The 4864-nt window shown below is 73.4% G+C and carries 4 protein-coding genes and 1 pseudogene; 2 read left to right on the plus strand and 3 right to left on the minus strand.

What is annotated here, in order from left to right; all coding sequences use genetic code 11:
- The 3 genes from PROKR_RS03825 to PROKR_RS03835 all read right to left on the minus strand — a co-directional run.
- The coding region (locus tag PROKR_RS03825; RefSeq protein ID WP_036959679.1) for an aspartate/glutamate racemase family protein at positions 1-284 on the minus strand (284 nt) is incomplete at its 3' end.
- Entirely contained in the window at positions 277-1539 is a 1263-nt protein-coding gene (locus tag PROKR_RS03830) for a carboxylate--amine ligase (RefSeq protein ID WP_051432647.1), read from the minus strand. The genes PROKR_RS03830 and PROKR_RS03825, both read right to left, overlap by 8 nt.
- A 79-nt stretch (positions 1540-1618) precedes the next feature.
- Positions 1619-2368 carry a YqjF family protein gene (locus PROKR_RS03835; protein ID WP_084800232.1) on the minus strand — a complete coding sequence of 250 codons (750 nt, stop codon included), beginning with the start codon at positions 2366-2368 and terminating at the stop codon, positions 1619-1621.
- Between the two features lie 81 nt (positions 2369-2449).
- Here PROKR_RS03835 and PROKR_RS36810 point away from each other — a divergent pair, with 81 nt between their 5' ends.
- Positions 2450-4483: a SigE family RNA polymerase sigma factor gene (locus PROKR_RS36810; protein ID WP_245605686.1), complete on the plus strand. Its 2034-nt coding sequence runs from the start codon at positions 2450-2452 to the stop codon at positions 4481-4483.
- Between the two features lie 105 nt (positions 4484-4588).
- Positions 4589-4864, plus strand: a pseudogene (locus PROKR_RS33805) (hypothetical protein); the annotation flags it as partial.

The raw sequence follows: 4864 nt of genomic DNA on the forward strand, positions 1-4864 counted from the left end.
AGCACCAGGAGGCCGGCCCCCGCGCGGGCGAGGCGCCGAGCGTCGTCGGCGAGCACCGGCCCGGGGTCGTCCGCGGAGCGCCCCAGCACGAACGCCGTCCGGTCCGGGACGCTCGCGTGCTGGAGCACCACCATGTCGATGTGGTCCTGGTCCCGTGCGGCCTCCGTCAGTCGCACGACACGGTCCATGAACAGGACCGTGGCGAGCGGCCCGACCCCGCCCAGCACGCCGACCAGCGTCCGGCCGGCCGGTGCCCCGCCGGCCCGGCCCCCGGCGTCAGGCAAGCTTGTGCCCCGCCGACGGGAGATCCGGGCGTGGCTCGGGCAGCCCCGGGGCCCCGCCCACCTCCTGCGCCGGGTGGTGCTGTGCGAACTTGCGCACCTGGTTCAGCTCGGCGAGACGCACCCAGGCGTCGCGGCGCGGCGACCGGTCCCCGCCGTACTTGAGCGGGTGCACGGCGCGGGCCCGGCGTGCGGCTGCCCGTACCGCCGCGTCGTGCACGTACCGGTCCAGGAGGAAGCCGGGGACGATCCGGTACAGCACCTCCAGCGGTTCCGCGGCCTCCGGCCAGCTCCCGGTGAGGTGGTCCGCCGTCCAGAGCTCGGCGGGGTTGAACCCGCTCGCCGTCAGGTAGTAGTTGGACCGCCCGGTGCGCGGGTTCAGCTCGAAGAAGTGGCCCAGCCCGGTGCGCGGGTCGATCTTGACGTCGAAGTTCGCGAAGCCCGTCCAGCCCAGGTGCTCCACGAGCCGGCGGGCGTCCGCCTCCACCTGCGGGAGCCGGCCGGTGAGGATCGCCGCCGGGTTGCCCAGCGTCCCGGGCGTGTGCTCCTCGAGCAGGACCCGGCCGCCCCATGCCATGCGCACCGCACCCGCGCGGTCGGAGTAGGTGGTCATGATCCGCATCTGCGCGTCATCGCCGGGCACGTACTCCTGGAGGATCATCGGCCGCCGGTAGCCTGCCTCCCCGGCCGCCGTCAGCAGGGCGGCCAGCTCCTCGCGGTCCCGTACCAGGTGCACCTTTGCCTTGCCCGCGAACGACACCCGGTGCCACGCAGAGTTGTCGCCCGGCTTGGCGATCACCGGGAACCGCAGGTCCAGCTCGCCCACCGGCGCGCCGCCGTCGCGCACCGCGGTGCGCGGGTGCGGCACCCCGAGCCGCACGCAGAGCTCGGAGAACCGCTGCTTGTCCATCACCTGATCGAGGAGCGTGGCCGACGGGTAGGGGACGACCGCCGCGTCCTCGAGGCGCTCGCGGTGCTCGGCGAGCGCTCGCACGTACCAGTCCACGCAGGTGACGGCGATGACCGGACCCGGCGCCGCCGCAGCGATCCGCCGGATCAGCTCGACCATGACGTCCGGGTCGTCCAGCCGCGGCTCGACGACGTTCCGGATGATGGTCGAGCGCGCGACGTTGGGCGTCGGCCGGATGGACACGACGGTCGAGGTGACGCCGTAACCCTCGTGGAAGGCGCGCGCGAGGCTGTACGCGCCGGCGTCGCCGCCGAGGATGACTGGATGGAACGCTGCGTGATGACCCATGTCACTTCACACGTCCCGGACGCCCGGAACGTTGTGTGGTGTTGGGGGTGAAGTCCCTTTTGTCTTTACCGAGTGTGCCTCAGAGGCGGGCGCCCCGCCGGACGACGACGGGCGAGCCGTCCGCGACGAAGGCCGAGAACGGCTCGGCGCCCAGGCTCTCGGCGAAGGCTCGGCCGTACACCGCCGCGACGTCGCACGCCAGGACGGCGTCGCCCGCCTGGCGGACCTGCCAGCTCGGGTGCTCGACGCGGTACTCGACGGTGCCGCCGCCACGCTGGGCGGCGTAGCCCCAGTAGTGCTCGGTGACGAACTCCTCCTGGGAGCCCGCGACCAGCGGCTCCGCGCCGCCGCGGACCGTGGCGCCGACGCGGTGCCAGGCGCCGGCGTCGCGCCACGCGTACTCGACCAGGCCGCCCGGTGTGACCTCGCCGTCGTGGAGGTCGATCCGGTGCCGCATGGGCCGCGCGACGTAGTTCTCGCCGTAGGCGACCCGGGCCACGGTGGCCAGGGCCCACCGGGGCACGATCTCCTTGACGAACACCACGCCGCGCCGCCAGCCGTCGTCGCCGCGGCGGCGCACGTAGAACCGCAGGTTGATCTCGTCGAAATTGCGGTGGAAGGGGACCGGGACGCCCAGCAGGCGGGTGTCGAGGAACCGGAAGCCCACCATGCTGACGAGGTGCCGGCCGTCCCAGGTGTCGAGCTCGACGCCGCGCGGGACGAGCGGGCGCAGCGCGTCGGGATCGATCTCGTAGCTGAGCATCACCAGGCGGCGCCACTCGGCGGCGAGGAACAGGCCGGTCCCCGGGCGTGCGTTCTCGAAGGTCACACCACGAAACGTAGCAAGCGCCGGGCCACCTCTTCCGGTGGCCGGGGCAACCTTTGGCGGACACTCTCCGTAGTGGAGGGCATGAGGCAGGAGAGCGGGGCGACCATGGACGACTTCGAGGCGGGCGTGTCGTCGGACGGTGGCGCGCCGCTCGACGTACGGGTCGAGGTGTCGCGTTCCCGTGACGCGGAGTTCACGACGTTCGTCCGGGAGTCCAGCGCGTACCTGCACCGCACCGCGTACCTGCTGTGCGGGGACCGGCACCGGGCGGAGGAGCTCGTCCAGTCCACGTTCGAACGGGTCTACCGCACGTGGGTCAAGGTCCGGCCCGGCACGGAGACCGCGTATGCCCGCCGGATCCTGGTCAACCTCCGGATCGACGGCTGGCGGCACACGCGTCGCGAGTCGTTCCCCGGTGACGACATGATCCCTGTCGCTCCCGCGTCGGACCATGCCGGGCAGGTGGTGCTGCGTGACGAGCTGGTCCGGGGGCTGGCGCTGCTGCCGGCGGGCCAGCGGCGGGTGGTGGTGCTGCGGCACCTGCTGGACCTGCCGGAGGCGGAGGTCGCCCGGGAGCTCGGGATCGCCGTCGGGACGGTGAAGGCGGCGAGCTCGCGCGGGCTGGCTCGCCTGCGGGACCTGTTGGCGGCGCAGGCCGAGCAGATCGAGCCGGCGGTCGTCGACGAGCAGGCCGTGCTCGACCGGAGCCGCGCCGCCTTGCGGCGACGCCGGGTCCGCCAGGTGGTTGGGACGGCGTGCGTGGTGCTCCTGGTGGCGCTCGGGGTGCTGACCCGGGGGCCGGTGCCGCTGCCGGGGATCGGGCCGGTGGTGCTGCCGGGCGGGGACCTGATCGCGCCGCTGTTCGACACCGGCCGACCCGACCTGGACCCGGCGGGGAACACGCCGGTCGTCTGCCCGGACGAGCTTCCCGGGCCCACGCCGAACCGTGCTCCGGAGGCCGCCGAGGACGTCGGCCCGCTGACCCGGCCCGTGGTGGTGGACACCGCTGATGCACGCCCCCTGAGCTGCTACGACGTCGACGTGGAACCGGCGACGCCCGGCTATCGCGACCAGTCGGGGGTGCCGGTCTCCGCCAACGGGGAGCCGCTGCCCGAGCCCCGCGGGCTGACGGGCTCGGGCCTGCTCTGGCAGTTCGGCGAGAACCCCAGTTCCGGCAGCCCGAGCATCGTGCACAACTCCTGGGCGCTCGGTACAAGGAGTTCGGCTACCAGCCTGACGTCGTACCAGGGCGCCCCGGTGGCCCCGACCGATCTCACCGTCACCGGGGACCGGGTGGTGTGGAGCGAGTACGCGGCCGAGAACACTTCGCCCCGCGTGAGCTTCGTCCGCACCCTGATCGATTCCCGCGGATCCTTGACCACCGTGGTCGACCCCCTGGCCACCACCGACGAACGTCTCTGGCTGATCGCCACCACCGAAGAGCAGGCCCTGTGGACGGCCGGGCCCACGGCCGACGAGACCCGCCTGTACGCGACGACCCTCGACGGCGACGGGACACCGGTCGAGCTCGCGGCCGGGGTCACCGCGCTCGCCGCGGACGACGACGAGGTGGTCGCCGCCGTCCTGACTCCCGGCGCCGGCGGGTCCGGCACCACGACGATCCAACTGTTCGAAGGCCTGTCGGGCGGGGACCTGACCGGCACCACGCTCCTCGAGATCGAGCACGGCTCGGCGACCGAGGTCGCCGACATCGCTGTATCGGACGACGTCGTCGCGTGGACGGTCCTGGCCACGGCCGCCGACAGCGGCTCCGGCCCGGAATCCGGCGCCGGTGCCCTCTACGTCCTGGACCGGGCCGGCGACGGCGACAGCGTCGTGCGGCTCCCCGGCGGCGTCGTCGACGACCTCCGCGCCTCGGACGGCCTCCTGTCGTGGACCAGCAGGGACCCCGTGTCGGAGAATCCTGCCGACACCTCCTACCTGTACCGCGCGACGGCGTCGACCTCCGGGTACGACGGCCCGGACCTGGCCCGCTTCCCGGGCGGATCCGTGACGGCGAGCCTGGCGGGTGACCGCATCGCCTGGCTCGAGGACGCGGTCACACGTCAGTGGCTCGTCGAGGGTGCGGTGGTACCGGTTCTGGAGCGAGAGTGACCGCACGGAACGCGCCCTGAGCTGCGCCGAGCCTGGGCGGGCACGGGAACCACCCGGCGGGCCGGGGCGTTCGGTCAGCACAAGACCCCGACAGAGAGCGTGCGGATGACGAACCTGTCCGACTTCAGCGCCGACGAGCTCGACCAGATCCTTCATGCCCCGGGCGCGGTGCTCAAGGGTGCGGCCGTCGTCGACGGCGAGCACGGCGGGATCAGGTTCCTGCGGGAGGCCACGGCCGGCAGCCTGGCGATCCGCAAGGCGCGGGAGCACGAGAACGACTTCGTTCGCTCCGTGGCGCTCGCGCTGCGCGACAAGGGCGAGGCGGACGCCGCGGCCGAGGCCGAGGCGGCAGCGAACCCCGCCGCGCGCGTCGGCGTCGCG

The sequence above is a fragment of the Promicromonospora kroppenstedtii DSM 19349 genome (assembly GCF_000515355.1).
In the GTDB taxonomy this organism is placed as follows: domain Bacteria; phylum Actinomycetota; class Actinomycetes; order Actinomycetales; family Cellulomonadaceae; genus Promicromonospora; species Promicromonospora kroppenstedtii.